Raw genomic sequence first — 19510 nt, forward strand, 5'->3', positions numbered from 1 at the left:
CCTGACGGAGTTTTCCATGACCCAACCGACCCCTTTCCTGAAATCCGAGCGCGACGGCGCGATCCTGATCCTCACCATGAGTCAGCCGGCCACGCGCAACGCACTGACCGGCAACACCGCGGTGGCCGAGTTCGTGCAGGCCTGCGATGAGGTGCGCCGCGACCCCAGCGTGCGGGTGGTGATCCTGACCGGCGAAGGCCCGGTGTTCAGCTCGGGCGGCAACGTCAAGGACATGCAGCGCTACGAGCGCGAGCGACCTTCGCCCGACGCGATCCGCGAGGAGTACCGCCAGGGCATCCAGCGCCTGCCGCGCGCGCTCTATCAGCTCGATGTGCCGGTGATTGCGGCCATCAACGGGCCCGCCGTCGGCGCTGGGCTGGACCTGTGCTGCATGTGCGACATGCGCATCGCCGCCGAAGGCGCCACCTTTGCCGAAAGTTTTGTGCGCGTGGGCATCGTGCCCGGCGATGGCGGCGCCTGGCTGTTGCCGCGGGTGGTGGGCCTGTCCAAAGCCTCCGAGATGGCGTTCACGGGCGAGGTCATCGATGCGGCCGAGGCCCTGGCTTGCGGCCTGGTCTCGCGCGTGGTGCCGGCCGGTCAGCTGATGGCGGCGGCCCGCACCCTGGCCTGCAAGATTGCCGCCAACCCGGGCGGCGTGCTGCGCATGACCAAGCGCCTGCTGCGCGAGGGCGAGCGCAGTTCGCTGGAGTCGCTGCTGGAGCTCTCAGCGGCCTACCAGGCCCTCGCCCACACCACCGAAGACCACTTCGAGGCGGTGCGGGCCTTTGTCGAGAAACGAGCGCCGCGCTTTCAGTCCTGAGCCACGCGGGCCGGGCTGGCCTGGCCCAACGTGGTGTCGGTGGCTTTCCAGCCGCCGCCCAGGGCCTTGATCAGTTGCACCGAGGTCAGCAACTGCTGGCTCTGGTTCTGCACCTGCTGGCGCTGGTAGCCCAGCAGGGTCTGCTGGGCCAGCACCACCTCCAGCAGGCTGGAGGCACCAGCCCGGTAGCGGGCCTGCGACAGCTCCAGCACCTTGCCGGCGCTTTTCACGGCCTGCTGCAGCGAGCGTTGGGCTTCGCGCAGCGCGGCCTGGGTGCTCAGGCTGTCCTGCACTTCCTGGAACGCCTGCAGCACGGTCTGGCGGTAGCTGGCACTGGCCTGCTGGTAGCCGGCCTTGGCCACGTTCACCGCCGCGGTGGTGCGGCCGCCGTCAAACAGGGTCTGGGTGGCGCTCAGGCCCAGCGACCACAGCAGGCTGGGGGCCGAGAACAGCTTGCTGAAGCCGTTGCTGTCGTCGCCATAGAGGCTGTTCAGGGTCAGGCTGGGGTAGTAGGCGCTGGTGGCGATGCCGATCTGGGCATTGGCCGCTGCCATGGCGCGCTCGGCGCTGGCGATGTCGGGGCGGCGCTCCAGCAGCGAGGCCGGTGTGCCCAGGGGCAACTGCGGCGGCTCGGGCAGCCGGGTGTCGGCGGCCAGTTGAAAGCTGGGGGCCGGCTGGCCGGTGAGCGTGGCAATCGCGTGCTCGAAACGGGCCCGGCTGTCGCGCAGGCCTTGCAACTGGGCTTCGGTGCCCGATACCAGGCCCTGTTGCTGCTCCAGATCGATGCCGGAGGCGGTGCCCAGATCGTGCCGGGTGGCGATGAAATCCAGCGTCTGGCGCTGCGCCTTGAGGGTCTGGTTCAGCACCTCGATTTCGGCGTCCAGCCCGCGCAGGGCCAGGTAGCTGCTGGCCAGTTGCGCGGTCAGCACCAGGCGGGTGTTTTCAAAATCGGCGCCCGACTGGGCCTGGGCGGCGCGGGCGTTTTCCAATTGGCGCCGTACCCGGCCGGCCAGGTCCACCTCATAGCTCACGGTCAGCGCGGTCTGGTAGTCGGTCTGCTCAACCGAACTGTTGGCGCTGGTGTAGCTGCTCAGCGGCCGGTTGGCCGAGGTTCGAAAACGCGAGGTTCCGGCCTGCAGGCCCACCCGGGGCAGCAGGGCACCCAGGGCCGAATCGGTCTGGGCCCGGGCCTGGTCCAGGCGCGACTGGGCCAGGGCCAGGGTGTTGTTCTGCTTCAGGGCGGTATCGATCAGGCCCTGCAGCGTGGGGTCGGTGTACAGCAGCCACCAGGGGCCTTTGAGTTCGTCGTCTCGCGGTTGGCCGGCCTGCCAGCCGGCTTCGGCCTGCCAGTGGGCCGGGGCCACGGTGTCGGGGCGCACGTAGTCGGGCCCCACGGCCGAGCAGCCGCCCAGCAGGGCCAGGCCCAGCCAGGCGCCGTGCCGCGCCAGGCGGTGCAGCGCAGGGGCGTTCATGAGGCGCTCCGCTCGGCCTTGGCCGGCTGGGCCTCGGGCTTGGCATCCTTGCCGGGCCCCTCTTTCGAACCCTCTTTGCCGCCTTCCTTGGCACCTTCCTTGTTGTTGGTCGGCACCGGCGCCTCGCTGGCCACCACCGCATCGCCTTCGGCCAGCGAATCGGGCGGGTTGATGATCAGCTTGTCTTGGGGCGACAGGCCGCTCTGGATCTCGATGCGCACGCCCAGGTCACGGCCCAGGGCCACCTTCTTGAGTTGCACCTTGCCGTCGACCACGGTGGCCACCAGCGTGCCTTCCGGGCGGAACAGCAGGCCGTTGTTGGGCACGGTCAGCACGGGCTTGTCAGCGCCGGCGGCCTGCAGGGCCACCTGCACGTACGAGCCCGGCAGCAGCTTGCCCTCGGGATTGGGCAGGTTGATCTCCACCTGCAGGGTGCGGGTGGCCGGGTCGATGGCGCCGGCGGTGCGCACCACCTTGCCGGTGAAGGTCTGGCCGGGCAGTTCGGACAGGGTGACCTGGGCTTCCTGGCCGGCTTTGATGCGCGGCGCGAAACTTTGGGGTGCCGACACGTACAGGCGCAGCACATCGGTCTGCGACAGCGTGAACAGCAGCTTCGGGGCGCCGCCGTTGCCAGCGTCCACCAGGCTGCCCACATCGATGTTGCGCTTGGTGACCACGCCACTGAAGGGCGCCACGATGCGGTTGTAAGACAGCTGCAGCTCCAGCCTTTGCACCACCGCCTCGCTGGCGGCCAGGTTGGCCTGCACCAGCTTCAGTGTGTTCTGGCGCTCGTCGAGTTCCTGCTGAGACACGGCATCGCGGGCGCGCAAGCCCTGCCAGCGCTCGAACGAGGTGCGCGCCAGTTGCAGGTTGGATTGCACCTGGGCCCGGTTGGCCCGGGCTTCGGCCAGTTGCTGCTCGATTTCGCCAGTGGCGATTTCGGCCAGCAGGTCACCCTTGCTCACGCGCGCGCCGATGTCCTTGAACCACTGTTTGACATAGCCGCTGCTGCGCGCATAGATCGGGGTCTCGATGTAGCCCTGCAGGCTGCCTGGCAGTTGCAGTGTCTGCTGGCCCCGGCCGGGCCGTGGCGAGACCACATACACGTGCACCTGGGCGTTCTCCTGGGTGCTGGCCGCCAGGGCCTTGGCCTGGGCCGCGCGCTCGGTCATCACCAGGGCCGCGCCTGCACCGAGCACCAGCAGCACGCCCAGGGCGGCCCAGCGGGCGCGTCGCAGCAGCCGGATGCGCTTGATGTTGTGGGCCCCTTCATGCTGATGCAGGCCATGGATTCCGATGGAAGAGTGTCGCTGTGCGTGGCTCATGTCAGGCATTTCCTTGGGCGGGGGTCGGGACGGGCTGCGGGCGCCGGGCGGCCCGATGCTCCAGCGCGCGGTGCACGGCGGCAAACACCACCGGCACGAAGAACAGGGTGGAGACGGTGGCAAACAACAGGCCGCCGATGGTGGCGCGGCCCAGTGGCGCGTTCTGTTCGCCGCCTTCGCCCAGGCCCACGGCCATGGGCAGCATGCCGATGATCATGGCCAGGGCGGTCATCAGCACCGGGCGCAGGCGGGTGGTGCCGGCTTCGAGTGCGGCCGACAGGGGCGGCGCGCCGTCCAACAGGCGCTCGCGGGCAAATGAGATCATCAGAATGCTGTTGGCCGTGGCCACGCCCATGGTCATGATGGCCCCGGTGAGCGCGGGCACGCTGAGCGTGGTGGCGGTCAGGAACAGCATCCACGCAATGCCGCCCAGGGCGGCCGGCAGGGCGGTGATGATGATGAAGGGGTCGACCCAGGACTGGAAGTTGACCACGATCAGCAGGTACACCAGCACGATGGCCATGATCAGGCCCACGCCCAGGCCGAGGTAAGAGCTCTGCATGGTCTCGACCTGGCCACGCATCTTCACGTTGGTGCCGCGGGGCAGGTCGGCCTTCATGCTGTCGATGACCTTCTGAACCTCGCCGGCCACGCTGCCCAGGTCACGCCCGGACACGCTCACGAACACATCCACCACGGGCTGGATGTTGTAGCGTGACACCACGGTCTGCTCACGGGTGGGGCGCACGGTGACCAGGTTGCTCATCAGCTGGGCCGGGGGCTGCACGAGGGCGGTGCTGCCCGTGGGCACGCTGTTGGTGATGGGCACGCCCACCGGGATCTGCAGCAGGTTGTCCAGCGAGTCGATCTGGTATTGCGGGGTCTGTACCGCAATGCTGTAGACCACGCCGTTGGCCGGGTTCAGCCAGAAGGCCGGTGCGGTCTGGAAGCTGCCCGAAAGTGAGACCAGCAGGTTTTGCGCCACGTTGTTGGCGTTCAGGCCCAACTGCTGCAACTGGGCGCGGTCGATGTCGAGCTTTTTGGTCGGCTGGTTGATGCGCTGCTGGATGTGCACATCCACGGCGCCATCAATCTGCCGCACCTTGCTCTGCAACACACTGGCCAGGCGGTAGTTCTCGGCGATGTTGGCGCCGCTGAACTGCACGTCGATGGCTGCCGGCTGACCGAAGTTGAGGATCTGGGTGATGATGTCGGCCGGCTGGAAGAAGATCTCCACGCCCGGGAAGCGCTTGGGCAGTTCGGCGCGCAGGCGCTTGACGTGTTCATTGGTGGGGCCATGGCCCTGGCGCAGCGCGATCTGGACTTCGCCGTCCAATGTGCCGATGGTGCCGGCATTGCTGTAGGACAGGTTGATGCCGCTGTAGGGCAGGCCCAGGTTGTCGAGAATGGTCTCCAGCTCTTCGGGCGGGATCAGTTCGCGCACCGCGTTCTCGATGCGGTCGGCCAGGCGGGCCGTCTCTTCGATGCGGGTGCCGGTGGGGGCACGGAAGTGCAGGCGGATCAGGCCGGCATCCACGCTCGGGAAAAAGTCGCGCCCCAGCACGCCATACAGCCCGCAGGACGCGATGCAGAACACCAGGAAAGCGGTGATGAAGCTGGCTCGGCGCGTCAGCAGGCCGCTCAGGATGACCACGTAGACGCCGCGCAGGTTTTCGAAGCCGGCGTCAAAGCGCAGGTAGATGCGGCGGAAAAAGCCGGGCCGGCTGTCGTCCACGGGCGGGGCGTTGCGCATCAGCAGCTTGACCAGGGTGGGCACCAGGGTGCGCGACAGCACATAGGAGGCCATCATCGCGAACACCACCGATTCGGCCAGCGGCACGAACAGGTAGCGGGCGACACCGGTCAGAAAGAACATGGGCACGAACACGATGCAGATGCACAGCGTGGAGACGAAGGCCGGCACGGCGATCTCGCCAGCCCCCTCCAGAATGGCCTGCTCCAGTGGCGTGCCCAGGTGCAGATGGCGCTCGATGTTTTCGATGGTCACGGTGGCGTCGTCCACCAGAATACCCACCGCCAGCGCCAGACCACCCAGGGTCATGAGGTTGATGGTCTCGCCCAGCGCGTAGAGCATCAGGATGGCCGACAGCACCGACAGCGGGATCGACACGGCAATGATGCAGGTGCTGCGCCAGTTGCCCAGGAACAGCAGGATCATGGCCGCGGTCAGGCAGGCGGCGATCAGCGCTTCGTGGATCACGCCGCTGATGGCGGCCTTCACGAACAGCGATTGGTCGAACAGGGGGGTGATTTTCAGGTCGGGCGGCAGGGTCTGGGCCACCGAGGGCAGCAGTTCGCGCAGTTTGGTGACGATCTCCAGGGTGGACGAACTGCCATTCTTCAGCACCGACAGCAGCACGCCACGGTTGCCGTCCTGGCGTGCGATGTTGGTCTGGGGGGTGAAACCGTCGCGCACATTGGCCACGTCGCTGAGGGTGATGGTGGTGCCGTTGCTGGAGCGGATGGGCAGGGCGTTCAGGCCCTCCAGATTGGCTGGCGAGCCATTCATGGCCACGGTGTATTCGGTGTCACCCAGCTTGGCGGTGCCGCCGGGCAGGATCAGGTTCTGCGCATTGATGGCGTTCACCACGTCCGAGGGGGTCAGGCCCTTGGCCTGCAGGGCCCGGGTGTTCAGGTCCACGGAGACCACCCGGTTCTTGCCGCCGTAGGGGAAGGGCACGGCGGCGCCCGGGATGGTGATCAGGCGCGGCCGCAGAAAGTTGACGGCGGCGTCGAACAGGCCCTGCTCCGACATGGACGGGCTGGCCAGGCCCAATTGGATCACCGGGATGCTGGAGGCCGAATACTTGATCACCAGCGGTGGCGTGATACCCGGCGGCATCTGCCGCACGATGGCTTGCACCGAGGAGGTCACCTGAGCCAGCGCGGTCTGGATGTTGGCGTCGGGCTGGAAGAACACCTTGATCACCGCAATGCCGGCCAGCGACTGCGACTCGATGTGCTCAATGTCGTTGACCGTGGTGGTCAGCGAGCGTTCATTGACGTTGGTGATGCGGGTGCCCACCTCTTGGGCCGACAGACCGGTGTAGTTCCAGATGATGCTGATCACCGGAATGTTGATTTCCGGAAAGATGTCGGTGGCCATGCGCACCAGCGCCAGGGGCGTGGCCAGCACGATCAGCAGGGCCATCACGATGAACGTGTAAGGTCGGCGCAGCGCAATATTGACGATCCACATGGGGCAGGCATCCGGTTGGCAGGCAGGCGTCGCGCGCCCAGGCCCATCCCCGATGGAGCTGACGGCGCTCAACGTAACCAAACATTTTGCAGGAGAAGCATGACCCAGGCCGGTGCCGGGCCATGGCAGATCCGGTAAAGCTCAGGGTCAGTGAGGCATCGTGCTGGTTTTTCTGAAATAAATGCTGGTACTGATGATTTTGACCCGTGCTGGCCGGATGGCTAGGGCAGCCAATCTGCTGCCAGCAGCCGGGGCGGCAGCGCCGGGGCGTAGTGGTAGCCCTGGGCCTCATCGCAGCCGAGTGCCAGCAGGGTTTGGGCCTGTTCAGGGGTTTCCACCCCTTCCGCCACGGTGCGCAGACGCAGAGCCCGTGCCATGCTGATGACGGCCGTCACGATGGCCTGGTCGGCCGGGGCGCGCAGCATGTCGTGCACGAAGCTCATGTCGATCTTCAGCTTGCCCACCGGGAAGTTCTTCAATTGCGCCATCGAGGCATAGCCTGTGCCGAAATCGTCGAGCGTCAGGTTGAAGCCTGCGGCCACCAGTTGGCCGGCCACGCGTCGGGCACGTTCAGGGTCCAGTGTCATCGCGGTCTCGGTGATCTCCAGCTCGATCGCTTCAGGACGGGCGCCGGCGGCGCGTACCAATTGGGTGGCCCGGAGCGGGAAAGATTCATCGCTGAGCTGGGCGGCCGACACGTTCACCGCAATCGGGGGCGGCGCGGCCAGGGCCGGCGCGTGCCATGCCGCCCATTGGCGGCTGGCTTCGCGCAGGGCCCAGTCCCCCAGCTGAGTAATCAGTCCCCGTTCCTCTGCCACCGGGATGAATTCACCGGGGCTGATTGACCCCAGCTCGGGGTCGTTCCAGCGGGCCAGGGCTTCCAGGCCGATCAGCCGGCCGCTGTTCAGGTCGATCTTGGGCTGGTAATGCAGGTGCAGGCCGCCACTGGTCAAGGCCTTGGCAAGGCGTGTGGCCAGGGTGTTGCGGCGATGCAGTTTTTCACTCATCTGCTGCTCGTACAACTGGCAATGGCCACCGCCCAGGGCCTTGGCCTTGAACATGGCCAGATCCGCATGTTTGAGCAATTCCTCGACAGTGGCGCCCTGGCTGGGGAACAGCGCCATACCGATGCTCACGCCCACCTCGACCGGGGGGGCGGCTGCGCCGATGGGCTGGGCCAGGGTGTGCATCAGGTTGCGACTGATGTGCTGGGCGTCTTCCAGGCTGTCGATTTCACAGGCCACCATGAACTCATCACCACCAATGCGGGCCAGCAACTGGTCCTTGCACAGCAGGGCCTGACAGCGGTGCGCCACCTCGCGCAACACCTGGTCGCCCATGGCGTGCCCCAGGATGTCGTTGGTCTCCTGCAGGCGGTCCAGGTCCAGGAACAGCAAGGCCAGTTGCCGGCCCGCGCGCTCGCAGCGGTCCAGCATCTGCTGTGCCAGCACCAGGCCATGGGTTCGATTGGGCAGTCCGGTCAGCACGTCGTAAAGCGCCAGGCGTTGCAGGTGTTCGGCCGCCAGGTGGCGCTCAGAGGTATCAAGCAGGGTCCCATGGCCTTTCAGTGGCCGGCCTTGGGCGTCGTATTCGAGGCGGCCACGCGCCTCGATCCAGCGCAGCCCCTGGCCCATCTTGAGGCGGTGCTCCACTCGGAAAGGGGCCCCTTCCAGCGCGGCCTGCCAGGCCTTTTCCACGCCTTCGCGATCTTCGTCATGGATGTGCTCCATCAGGCTGCGGAAGGTGCAGACCCGGTCTTCGGGCCAGTTCAGGATGCTGCAGGCCTGGGGGCTGAGCAGCATCACATCGGTGGCCAGGTCAATCTGCCAGGTGCCGACGCTGGCCACAGCCTGGGCATTGAGCAGGTCGCGCGTCAGGCGGGTCTGCTGGCGCAGGTCTTCCAATACCAGCAGCAGGTGGGGCTCTCCTCCGTGGAGGGCATCGCGCAGAAGGCGTGTCGTGGCACGCACCGGGATGGCCAGGGCCTCGGGGTGCCCACTGCGGCACAGGGTCAGGGTCTCGCTGGCCAGGTTCTGATGGAAGACCTGTTCGGCCAGTGGGATCAGGCGTGTCACGTCCAGCCATTCGTGCAGCGCACTCCCGTGCAGGCTGCCAGCGGGCAGATTCAACAGGGCTTCGACTGCCGGGTTGGCGAAAACGACCGTCAGGTCCGGGGTCAGCACCAGGGTGCCGCAGGGCAGCCCGGCAAAGGCCGCGCCGTAATTGTCAAGACGGGGTGCGTTTCGTCGCCGGTGGCGCTGCAGTGCGTCGGTGGCCAGACCCATGTCATGCATCAGCGCCTTGCTCAGGGCCAGCACCTGGTCCAGCAACTGGTCGGGTTGGCCGGCATGCGCCTGCACCAGGCAGGGCAGCACCGTCTGCAGGTAATGCCGGTAGGCCTCGGTCAGCCAGCTCGGGGGCAGGTCCAGGCGGGCCATGGCCTGGCCCATCTGGTCCCGGCTTTGTCGATAACCCTCTCCGTAGGGGCCTTCGGTGAGGTTGGCGAAATAGGCTGCCTGCAGTTGCTCCAGTTGGCCCTCGGACGCGTCATCAGGCCAGTGCGCCTGACTGACAGGTTCTTGCAGCAGGTGGCGGGCCGCAACCCGAAATGCGTCGGGGCAGTGCTGCCTCAAATGCGTGTGCAGGGATTGCAGGGCATTCAGGTCGGCAGCAGTCAGGGGCTGCGAGGGGGACTGTTCTGGACTGCAGACGTGTGCCATGGGGGATCAACCTTGGGGGATGCAACGGCCTCGGTGGGGTGGTGCCAAGCGTTGAGTGTGTCTATTTATTTGAAATATATACTAAATATGAAATTCAACAAGCATTTTGTAATTCTTTGGCGTCCAAATGAATCATTTCATCTATTTTTAGATGATAAATATTAAAAATGATTATTTTCAATATGCCATGGATGCAACAGGTCGACTCAATGCTTCAGACCACCGACCTCGTGTGGCAGTGAATTGGCAGTGTTATGGCACTGAAGTGGCGGATATTTGGCAGTGGAATGGCTGTCAGAATTCGAGGTGATCAGGTGTTCTGCGCATAAGCCCCTGTATTTAAAGAACATTTCCTGCGCGAATGGGCTGGCATGAAAACTGCCCTTAGGAAGCCTTGATCTGAGTGCCCGGGATGTCCCCGGGCGCGTGTCGGCTCATCCGCGTGGCATCCCGCCTGCGGAGGAGCGCCTCACTGAACCGGGTTGCCATGGATTCCACGCCTTCCTCCACGAACAAAGTCATTCCCATCGTTGCGGCACCGCCGGAAGACGCCGAGGTGTTCCTGTACGCCGCCACCAAAAAGATCCATCCGCGCTCGGTCAGTGGCCTGTTTGCTCGCTGGCGCTGGGGCCTGGTGTTCCTCACGCAGATCTTCTTTTATGGCTTGCCCTGGCTGGAGTGGGGGCAGCGTCAGGCGGTGCTGTTTGACTTGGGAGCGCGGCGCTTCTACCTGTTCGGCATCGTCCTTTACCCGCAGGATTTCATCTACCTGACCGGCTTGCTGGTGATCTCGGCCCTGTCGCTGTTTCTGTTCACGGCCGTCGCCGGTCGCCTGTGGTGCGGCTATGCCTGCCCCCAGACGGTGTACACCGAGATCTTCCTGTGGATCGAGCGGCGCTTCGAGGGAGACCGCATGGCCCGCATCCGCCTGGACGAGGCCCCCATGTCGCTCAACAAGCTTTGGCGGCGCGGCGGCAAGCACGGGGTCTGGCTGGCCGTGGCCGTGTGGACGGGCTTCACCTTTGTCGGCTATTTCACGCCCGTGCGCACGCTGGGCCTGGAGGTCTGGACCAACTCACTGGGCCCCTGGGAGACCTTCTGGGTGCTGTTCTACGGCTTTGCCACCTATGGCAACGCCGGCTTCATGCGCGAGCAGGTGTGCAAGTACATGTGCCCCTATGCCCGCTTCCAGAGCGCCATGTTCGACAAGGACACCCTGATCGTCACCTACGACGAAGCGCGCGGCGAGCCGCGCGGCAAGCGCTCGCGCAAGGCCGACCCGGCGGCGCTGAAGCTCGGGGCTTGCGTGGATTGCGAGCTGTGCGTGCAGGTCTGCCCCACCGGCATCGACATCCGCAAGGGGCTGCAATACGAGTGCATCGGCTGCGGCGCCTGTGCCGATGTGTGCGACACGGTGATGGACAAGCTCAACTACCCGCGCGGCCTGGTGCGCTACTCCACCCAGAACGCGGTGCGCAACGGCTGGACGCGCGCACAGATCCTGCGCCATGTGATGCGCCCCCGGGTGCTGGTGTATGCCACCGTGCTGCTGGCGCTGACCGTGGCGCTGTTCTCCCACCTGGTGCTGCGCACGCCCTTGCGCGTGGATGTGGTGCGCGACCGCGCGGCGCTGTCGCGGATTGCCCCGGGCGGCATGCTGGAGAACGTGTACCGGCTGCAGATCATGAACGCCACCGAAAAGCCACAGACCTACCGGCTGGGCGCCACGGGCCTGGAGGGCCTGAAGGTGGCCTCGGAGGTGTTGGTCGAGGTGGGGCCGGCCGAATCGCGCTGGGTGCCCGTGCGCCTGCAGGTGCCCTATGGCTCGGCCCCGGCAGGTTCGCACACCGTTTATTTCTCGATCGGTGCCGAGGGGGGCGAGGCCCATGTGTCGGAGAAGTCGGCCTTCCTGGTGCCGCGCTGATCACGGCCTGCCGGCCAGCCCGAGGTCCTTCAGGCGCCGGTAGAGGGTGCGCTCGCTCAGGCCGAGTTGGCGCGCAAGTGCCTTGCGGCTGCCCTGGAAGCGGGTGGCCAGTTCGCGCAATGCGTCGGGTGTCTGGAGCCGGTCGGTGGTCAGCGGAGGCGGTGGCGCCGTGGCCACCGCTGGGCCGCCGCGGGCGTCGGACTGCAGGGTGTCCGGCGGCAACTGGGCCAGTCCGATCACGCCATCGTCGGCAAACAGGCGCGCCCGGTCGATCACGTTGCGCAGTTCGCGGATGTTGCCCGGCCAGGCGTAGTGCTGCATGCAGCGCATGGCCTCGGCATCGACCCGATAACGCAGGCTGCCGGACTGGCTGCGCGCCAGGATGGAGTCCACCAGCAGCGGAATGTCGTCGGCCCGCTCGCGCAACGCGGGCAGGTGCACCGGAAATGCGTTGATGCGGTAATACAGATCCTGCCGGAACTGCCCCTGCTCGACCATGCGTGCCAGGGGCTTGTGGGTGGCTGCCACCAGGCGGAAATCGGCACGCAGGGTCTCGATGCCGCCCACCCGCCGGAACGTGCCCGACTCGATCAGGCGCAGCAGCTTGACCTGCATGCTCAACGGAACGTCGCCCATCTCGTCGAGGAAGAGCGTGCCCCCGGTGGCCGTCTCGACCAGGCCTTTCTTGCGGCTGCTTGCACCGGTGAAGGCCCCTTTCTCGTAGCCGAACAGCTCGCTTTCGAACAGCGTCTCGGTGAAGCCCGAGCAGTCCACTGTCACGAAGGGACCATGGGCGCGTTCGCTGGCCTCATGCAGCGCCCGGGCGAACAATTCCTTGCCCGTGCCAGACTCGCCCAGCAGCAGCACCGGCAGGTTCGAGGGCGCCACGCGCTGCAAGGCGGCCAACGCCTGGGTGAAGGCGCTCGAATGCCCGACCAGGCCGTCGGCCCGCACCTGGGGCGAGGCGCTGCGCAGCGTGGACAAGCGCTCGACAAAGGCAATCACTTGGCCTTGGCGGTCCTGGATGGGGCGCAGTTCGACGTCGACATGCTCCAGCCCGCGCGGGGTGTGGTGCACATGCAGCACGCGGTCGGCACGCCGCCGCTCCAGCGCGTGGCGCATGGGGCAGTGCTCGCCCGCCTGGTCGCAGGGCACGTCGTAGTGGTGTGAGACCTCGTAGCACTTGCGCCCCAGGGGCGAGGTGTCGGCTGCCCCGAACTGGCGCCGGTAGGCGGTGTTGGCAGCCAGGATGTTGTAGGCCGGGTCAAGCACCATCATCGGGGCATGGTCGTGCTCCAGGAAGGACAACAGGGCATTGAGCTCATCCTGGCTCGGCAGGGCCGACGTGGGGCGGAGCGTGGGGCGGGTGCGGGGCATGGCAGGCAGTCGTTTGGCAGTGACTGCCAATACTGCCAAAGAAATGGCAGGCCGTGGGAAGTGATGAAGCGTCGCAGGTCGATGAACTGCGACTTGAGTTTCAACTCAGGGGCGTCCGGTCAGGATCTGGAAACCCCACATCAGCAGGCCTGGAATCACCACCGGCAGGGTCAGAAACAGGAACACTGAAGTGAACTGGGCCAGCACGAACAGGTCGATCAGGGTCTGCTTGGCCCACTCCAGCAGATCGACTTCCCAAAAGCGAAGCGGCTTGTTGTTGCTCATGACGCCCTCTTTTCATGGCCGCAGGGCGCGGTCAGTGCTTCATTTTTAGCACAGCGGTGCGCAAGCACAAGGGCTTTGGGCGCACCGGGCGGTGGCCCGGCGCGTCAGGGGGGTCAGCTCGCGGCCGCCAGGGTCTTGAACACCTCGCGGGCGGCGGCCACGGTCTGGGCGATGTCGTCGGCGCTGTGGGCGCTGCTGACAAAGCCGGCTTCATACAGGGCCGGAGCGATGTACACGCCGCGGTCCAGCAGGCCGTGGAACAGCTGGTTGAAGCGGGCGCTGTCGGTCTTCATGACCGTGGCGTAGTTCTGCGGCAACTCCGGCATCAGGAAGAAGCCGAACATGCCGCCCTGGCAGTCGGCGCTGAAGGGGACGCCCTCGGCGGCAGCGGCCGCCTTGAGCCCGTCCACCAGCGACTGGGTGCTGGCCGACAGGGCCTCGAAGAAACCGGGTTGGCGGATCTCGCGCAGCGTGGCCAGGCCACAGGCGGTGGCGACCGGGTTGCCCGACAGGGTGCCGGCCTGGTAAACGCCCCCCAGCGGAGCCAGGTGTTCCATGATGGCGCGGCGGGCGCCGAAAGCGGCCAGCGGCATGCCGCCGCCAATCACCTTGCCCATCACCGTGATGTCGGGTTCAAAACCGGGGATGGCCCGCGCATAGACGCTCTGGGCACTGCCCAGGGCCACGCGGAAGCCGGTCATCACCTCGTCGAGGATCAGCAGGGCGCCGTGTTCCGAGCACAGCTCGCGGCAGCGCTTCATGAAGGGCACCGAAGCGCGCACGAAGTTCATGTTGCCTGCGATCGGTTCGATCATCACACAGGCCAGTTCCTTGCCGTGCTCGGCAAAGGCCTGTTCAAGCTGCTCGATGTTGTTGTACTCCAGCACCAGGGTGTGCTGCACCACCTCGGGCGGTACGCCAGCGCTGGTGGAGGTGCCGAAGGTGGCCAGCCCCGAGCCCGCCTTGACGAGCAGGGCATCGGCGTGGCCGTGGTAGCAGCCCTCGAACTTGATCAGCTTGCTGCGGCCAGTGGCGCCACGGGCCAGGCGGATCGCGGTCATGCCGGCTTCGGTGCCCGAGCTGACCAGGCGCACCATGTCCATCGAGGGCACCAGGCTCAGGATTTCTTCGGCCAGTTCGACCTCGCGCTCGGTGGGGGCGCCGAACGAGAAGCCCTCCAGGGCCGCCTTTTGCACCGCTTCCAGCACGGCTGGGTGGCCATGGCCCAGGATCATCGGCCCCCAGGAGCCGATGTAGTCGATGAATCGCTGGTCGTTGGCGTCCCAGAAGTAGGCGCCCTGTGCCCGTTGGACAAAACGTGGCGTGCCCCCCACGGCGCGGAAGGCGCGCACGGGCGAGTTCACGCCGCCGGGGATCACGCGCTTGGCACGTTCGAACAGGGGCAGGTTCAGGTCAGTGTTGAGTGTCATGGGGAGGAATCACAAACCCGGCCAGCGTGTCGCTGGCGTCGGGGTCTTCGTTGTCGTCTTCACCTTCTTCGGGCTGGGCCCAGAACAGGCGGTCGGGGATCACATGGCCCATGCCGGGGCGGAAGCCCGCGTCCAGACATCGGTCCAGGTAGCTCAAGGCCTCGCTGGTGGCTTCGCCCAGATCCATGCCGGTGGCGACCAGGGCGGCCAGCGCGGCCGACAAAGTGTCGCCGGCACCGGCGAACACGGCGTCGAACAACTCGAACTGCACGTGGCCCAGCACGCTTTGCGGGCTGGCCAGCACGTTGTCGACATGTTGCTCGGGCAGGGGGATGCCCGTGACCAGGGTGTAGGGCACGCCTTGTTTGGCGGCGGCAGTGGCAATGTCACGGGCGGTGGGGGAACGGTCACTGTTCCAGTCGGGCAGCAGCCATCGCCACAAGGTACTGTGGTTGCCAACCAACACCGAGGTCTGGGGCAACAGCAGTTCGGAAAACGCGTCCAGGTAGCTGTCGATCTTGTCCTCCTGCCACCAGGACAGGTTGGGCATGTAGGCCACCACCGGGATGTCGGGGTAGTCTGAGCTGATCTCGGCGATCGAGCTGAGGTTCTCCGGGTCGCCCACAAAGCCCACCTTGATCACCTGCACCGGCACATCTTCGAGCATGGTGCGCGCCTGCTCGGTGACGACCTCGTCATCGAAGGCGGCATGGTCGAAGATTTCGGAGGTATCGCGGATGTAGCTGCCGGTCACCACGGGCAAGGCGTGCCCGCCAACCGAGGCGATGGTGGTGATGTCTGCCGTGAGGCCGCCAGCCCCGCTGGGGTCGCTGGCGTTGAACACCAACACGCATGCCGGCGTGCTCTCGTCGTCGCTGGCCGCGGGGGCGCTGGGGGGGGAGGTGAGGGTGGTCATGAAGTCCGGAAATGGGCAGTCTGCTCAGGGTAGCAGAAGCGGCCGCGGGACTCGATACAATCATTGCATTCTATTCGAAGGCCCCTTAAGCTGTGACTGATAACAAAACTTGGATGTGTCTTATTTGTGGCTGGATTTATGACGAATCCACCGGTGCTCCCGAGCATGGCATCGAGCCAGGCACCCCCTGGGAAAAGGTTCCGATGAACTGGACCTGCCCTGAGTGCGGAGCCCGCAAGGAAGACTTTGAAATGGTCCAGATCTGAACCCGTGACTCCCTTGCTGGCGTCGATCTGGCGACAGGAGGAACGCACTGATGTCCATTGACAGTTCAGGTCTCAAAGTGCTGGTGGTGGACGACAGCAACACCATCCGCCGCAGCGCTGAAATATTTCTCAAGCAGGGCGGTCATGACGTTCTGCTGGCCGACGACGGCTTTGATGCGCTCGCCAAAGTCAATGACTACGAGCCGCAGCTGATCTTCTGTGACATCCTGATGCCCAAGCTGGATGGCTACCAGACCTGTGCCATCATCAAACGCAATGAGCGCTTTGCGGCGACGCCGGTCGTGATGCTGTCCTCCAAGGATGGCGTGTTCGACAAGGCGCGCGGACGCATGGTGGGTTGTCAGGATTACCTCACCAAACCCTTCACCAAGGACCAATTGCTGCAGGCCGTGCGGCAATTCGGTATGCCGACTCTAGGAGCGTTGTGATGTCGATTCACAAAGTGCTGATCGTTGACGACTCGAAGACGGAGCTGATGTTCCTGTCTGAACTGCTGCAGAAAAACGGGATGCAGGTCCGCACCGCTGAAAACGCTGACGAAGCATTCAAGCGCCTGGCCGAAGAGAAGCCCGACCTCATCCTGATGGATGTCGTGATGCCCGGCCAGAATGGCTTTCAGCTCACGCGCTCGATCAGCCGGGACCCCAAGTACGCCGATGTGCCCATCATCATGTGCACCAGCAAGAACCAGGAGACCGACCGGGTCTGGGGCTTGCGACAGGGCGCGCGGGGTTACATCACCAAGCCGGTCGATCCCGCCGAACTCAAGGCCAAGATCAACGCGCTGAACTGATCGCCCAGACCTGCGACCCCCCCAATGGCCAATCGAGATGCTCTCCGTGAACTCCAAAGCCGCCTGGCCGCCCGTCTTCAGGCTGCGCAAGCCGAAGGGCCCTCGATTGCCTGGCTGGCAGTGCATGCCGGCGCAGGGCGTTACCTGATGCCCCTGGCCCAGTCGGGCGAGATTTTTCCATGGTCGCCGGTGCAGCCGGTGCCTTACACGCAGCCCTGGTTTTGGGGGGTGGCCAATCTGCGCGGCAGTCTGTCCGGCGTGGTCGACCTGGCCGCTTTTCTGGTCGAAGTCTGGCCAACAGCGCCTGCTTTGCGTCCTCGCTCCGAGCTGGCCCTGGCCGATTGCAGCCTCCTGGCGCTCAATGCCGCCCTGGACGTGAACGTGGCCCTGGTGGTCGACCGCCTTGCCGGATTGCGCAGCCCCGACGCTTTTGTTTCCAGCGCCCCCCCTGCCGAAGATGCCCCGGGCTTCTTCGGTGCCCTCCACACCGATGCGCAAGGCGAGACCTGGCAGGAGATCCAACTCCTGTCGCTCTCGCAGTCTGTGCAGTTCCTCAGTATCAGTGCCTGAGTGCCTCAGCCATCAAGGTCGTTCCATGTCATTTGCGGATCAAATCGGAAAGCTGTTTGCCAAGAAGAAGTCTCCGGCCGAGGCCGAGTCCTCGGTGGCGGTGGGGCTGGCGGGGCCTGACACCCTGCATGAGTTGCCCGGCCACCCGGACGCCCTGCAGGATCTGAGGCAGGACGGCGGCGGACTGGGCGACTCTCTGGCCCCTGAAACCGAACTGGACAACCGCCAGGTCAACTTTGCCGAAACGCGCCTGGCTGAATCCGAGATCAAGGATGCCACCGAAGGGCAGATCGAGTTGCCCCTGCTGGGGCGCGGCACCGTGGCACGCCATCAGCGCGTGCTGTTCATTCTGTTGGGGGTGGCCTTGCTGGTGCTGGCCGCCATTGCCGGTGTGGCGCTGAGCCAGGCGGACAAGGTGGCTCAGCAGCTTGCAGCCTCAGGGCAGTCGCTGATGCAGTCGCAGCGCCTGGCCAAGTCGGTATCACAGGCCCTGGTCGGCAGCCCGCAGGCTTTCCCTGACGTCGTCGAGAGCGCGGGGGTGTTGGTCAAGACCGTGCGTGGCTTGACCAATGGTGATGACCAGATGCGCCTGGATCCGCTGGGCACCGATTTCAAGGCCGACCTGGACAAGGTCATGCCGCTGATGGAGCGTGCCGAACGCAATGCATCCGTGGTGATGAGCCAGCAGAAGATCCTGACCCAGGTGGGTGAGGCCCTGCGCACCATCAACCGCCAGTCTGCCGACCTGCTGGAGATCGCCGAAACCATCTCCTCGCTCAAGCTGCAGCAGAACGCACCGGCGTCCGAGATCTCGGCCGCCGGCCAACTGGTGATGCTGACCCAGCGCATCGGCAAATCCGCCAACGAGTTCCAGACCACCGAAGGGGTCAGCCCCGAAGCCGTGTTCCTGCTCGGCAAGGATTTGAACTCCTTCCGCGAGATCGCCCAGGGTTTGCTCAACGGCAGCCCGGAACTGCGTCTGGCCGCCTCCAAGGACGCCCAGACCCGCGAGCAGCTCGAAAGCCTGATCAAGGTCTATGACCAGACCCGCAGCCAGGCCGGTGCGATTTTGGGCAACCTGCAAGGGCTGGTGTCGGCCCGTGAGGCGCAGTCCGCCATCCTCAACGACTCCGAGCCGCTGCGCCGGGGCCTGGAAGACCTGCAGGGTCGCCTGTCCTCGCAGACCGGTCTGAGCCTGACCTCCATCCTGTCCCTGGTGGTGGCTTCGTTCTTCGTGTTGATCTGTGCTTTCGGGTTGGCCCGTGTGCAGCTGCTGGACAGCCGCAACCGCCAGACCGCTGCCGAGTTGCAGCAGCTTGAAGCCCAACGCCAGGAGCAAGAGGCCAAGCGCGTCAACGACGCCAACCAGGCCGCCATTCTGCGACTCATGAACGAACTGCAGACGGTGGCCGAAGGCGATCTGACCCAGGAAGCCACGGTGACCGAAGACATCACCGGCGCCATCGCCGACTCGGTGAACTACACGGTGGAAGAGCTGCGTGTTCTGGTGGGCAACGTGCAGAACACGGCCACCCGCGTGGCCCAGACCACGGCCCAGGTGGACAACACCTCGACCGAGCTGCTGGCGGCCTCCACCGAGCAACTGCGTGAGATCCGTGAAACCGGCCGCTCGGTGCTTGAAATGGCCTCGCGCATCAATGGTGTGTCGGCGCAGGCGCAAGAGTCCGCCTCGGTGGCCCGCCAATCGCTGCAGGCGGCCGACTCAGGTCTGCAAGCGGTGCAGAACGCCATCGGGGGCATGAACGCCATCCGTGACCAGATCCAGGAAACCTCCAAGCGCATCAAGCGACTGGGCGAATCCTCGCAAGAGATCGGTGAAATCACCGAGCTGATCTCTGACATTACCGAGCAGACCAACGTGCTGGCCCTGAACGCCGCCATCCAGGCCGCCTCCGCCGGTGAAGCCGGTCGAGGCTTCTCGGTGGTGGCGGAAGAAGTGCAGCGTCTGGCTGAGCGTTCGGCCGACGCCACGCGCCAGATCGCGGCGCTGGTGAAGGCGATTCAGACCGACACCCAGGACGCCGTGGCCGCCATGGAGCGCTCCACCCAGGGTGTGGTGGAAGGGGCTCGACTGTCCGACAGCGCCGGTACTGCTCTGACCGAGATCGACCGCGTGTCGCAGCGACTGGCCGAGCTGATCGAACAGATCTCGTCGTCAGCCTCCAAGGAAGCCACGCTGGCCAACGAGGTGGCCGACAACATCCAGCACATTTTTGCCGTGACCGAACAGACCGGGGAGGGCACTCGGACCACAGCCCAGCAGGTGCGCGAACTGTCGCAGATGGCCGATGAACTGCGTCACTCCGTGGCGCGGTTCAAGATCGCCTGATCGGGGCCAGTCGCCCCAACG

Annotated in this window: 15 protein-coding genes; 7 read left to right on the forward strand and 8 right to left on the reverse strand. The window is 65.6% G+C overall.

What is annotated here, in order from left to right; genetic code table 11:
- Window positions 1-16: 16 nt before the first annotated feature.
- Window positions 17-820: a crotonase/enoyl-CoA hydratase family protein gene (locus AC07PT_RS10970; protein WP_494656678.1), complete on the forward strand. Its 804-nt coding sequence runs from the start codon at window positions 17-19 to the stop codon at window positions 818-820.
- Here the strand turns inward: AC07PT_RS10970 and AC07PT_RS10975 are convergent.
- From AC07PT_RS10975 to AC07PT_RS10990, 4 genes are all read right to left on the reverse strand, one after another.
- Window positions 811-2292, reverse strand: coding sequence for an efflux transporter outer membrane subunit (locus AC07PT_RS10975; RefSeq protein WP_494656679.1), 1482 nt, complete (start codon window positions 2290-2292; stop codon window positions 811-813). The genes AC07PT_RS10970 and AC07PT_RS10975 overlap by 10 nt on opposite strands.
- The gene (locus AC07PT_RS10980; RefSeq protein WP_494656680.1) at window positions 2289-3617 is read right to left on the reverse strand and encodes an efflux RND transporter periplasmic adaptor subunit; all 1329 of its coding nucleotides are present in this window, start codon (window positions 3615-3617) and stop codon (window positions 2289-2291) included. Before AC07PT_RS10980 ends, AC07PT_RS10975 begins: the two co-directional genes overlap by 4 nt.
- A 1-nt stretch (window position 3618) precedes the next feature.
- Complete coding sequence (locus AC07PT_RS10985; RefSeq protein ID WP_494656681.1) at window positions 3619-6837, reverse strand: efflux RND transporter permease subunit; 3219 nt, start codon at window positions 6835-6837, stop codon at window positions 3619-3621.
- A 221-nt stretch (window positions 6838-7058) separates the two neighbouring features.
- A complete protein-coding gene (locus tag AC07PT_RS10990; protein ID WP_494656682.1) occupies window positions 7059-9557 on the reverse strand; it encodes an EAL domain-containing protein in 2499 nt (832 codons plus the stop codon).
- 487 nt (window positions 9558-10044) lie between these two features.
- Between AC07PT_RS10990 and ccoG the strand changes: the two genes are divergently transcribed.
- Complete coding sequence (gene ccoG / locus AC07PT_RS10995; RefSeq protein ID WP_492347121.1) at window positions 10045-11481, forward strand: cytochrome c oxidase accessory protein CcoG; 1437 nt, start codon at window positions 10045-10047, stop codon at window positions 11479-11481.
- Here ccoG and AC07PT_RS11000 read toward each other — a convergent pair whose 3' ends face one another.
- The 4 genes from AC07PT_RS11000 to thiD form a co-directional block, all read right to left on the reverse strand.
- Entirely contained in the window at window positions 11482-12858 is a 1377-nt protein-coding gene (locus AC07PT_RS11000; protein ID WP_494656683.1) for a sigma-54 interaction domain-containing protein, read from the reverse strand.
- 105 nt (window positions 12859-12963) lie between these two features.
- Window positions 12964-13143 carry a hypothetical protein gene (locus tag AC07PT_RS11005; protein WP_019577134.1) on the reverse strand — a complete coding sequence of 60 codons (180 nt, stop codon included), beginning with the start codon at window positions 13141-13143 and terminating at the stop codon, window positions 12964-12966.
- Between the two features lie 113 nt (window positions 13144-13256).
- Window positions 13257-14573: a glutamate-1-semialdehyde 2,1-aminomutase gene (gene hemL, locus AC07PT_RS11010; RefSeq protein WP_492347119.1), complete on the reverse strand. Its 1317-nt coding sequence runs from the start codon at window positions 14571-14573 to the stop codon at window positions 13257-13259.
- Window positions 14557-15489, reverse strand: a complete 933-nt coding sequence (thiD, locus tag AC07PT_RS11015; RefSeq protein WP_494656684.1) for a bifunctional hydroxymethylpyrimidine kinase/phosphomethylpyrimidine kinase — start codon at window positions 15487-15489, stop codon at window positions 14557-14559. Before thiD ends, hemL begins: the two co-directional genes overlap by 17 nt.
- A gap of 92 nt (window positions 15490-15581) precedes the next feature.
- On the opposite strand from thiD, the gene AC07PT_RS11020 reads away from it, so the two are divergent.
- From AC07PT_RS11020 to AC07PT_RS11040, 5 genes are read left to right on the forward strand one after another with little or no spacing between them, the layout of a single operon-like run.
- Complete coding sequence (locus tag AC07PT_RS11020; RefSeq protein ID WP_084461699.1) at window positions 15582-15755, forward strand: rubredoxin; 174 nt, start codon at window positions 15582-15584, stop codon at window positions 15753-15755.
- A gap of 50 nt (window positions 15756-15805) precedes the next feature.
- Window positions 15806-16204 carry a response regulator gene (locus AC07PT_RS11025; RefSeq protein ID WP_019577131.1) on the forward strand — a complete coding sequence of 133 codons (399 nt, stop codon included), beginning with the start codon at window positions 15806-15808 and terminating at the stop codon, window positions 16202-16204.
- Entirely contained in the window at window positions 16204-16569 is a 366-nt protein-coding gene (locus tag AC07PT_RS11030) for a response regulator (protein ID WP_492347116.1), read from the forward strand. Before AC07PT_RS11025 ends, AC07PT_RS11030 begins: the two co-directional genes overlap by 1 nt.
- Before the next feature lie 24 nt (window positions 16570-16593).
- Window positions 16594-17139: a chemotaxis protein CheW gene (locus AC07PT_RS11035; protein WP_494656685.1), complete on the forward strand. Its 546-nt coding sequence runs from the start codon at window positions 16594-16596 to the stop codon at window positions 17137-17139.
- A 25-nt stretch (window positions 17140-17164) separates the two neighbouring features.
- Window positions 17165-19489: a methyl-accepting chemotaxis protein gene (locus AC07PT_RS11040; RefSeq protein ID WP_494656686.1), complete on the forward strand. Its 2325-nt coding sequence runs from the start codon at window positions 17165-17167 to the stop codon at window positions 19487-19489.
- Window positions 19490-19510 lie beyond the last annotated feature (21 nt).

This window comes from Curvibacter sp. GW821-FHT09D12 (assembly GCF_059416245.1).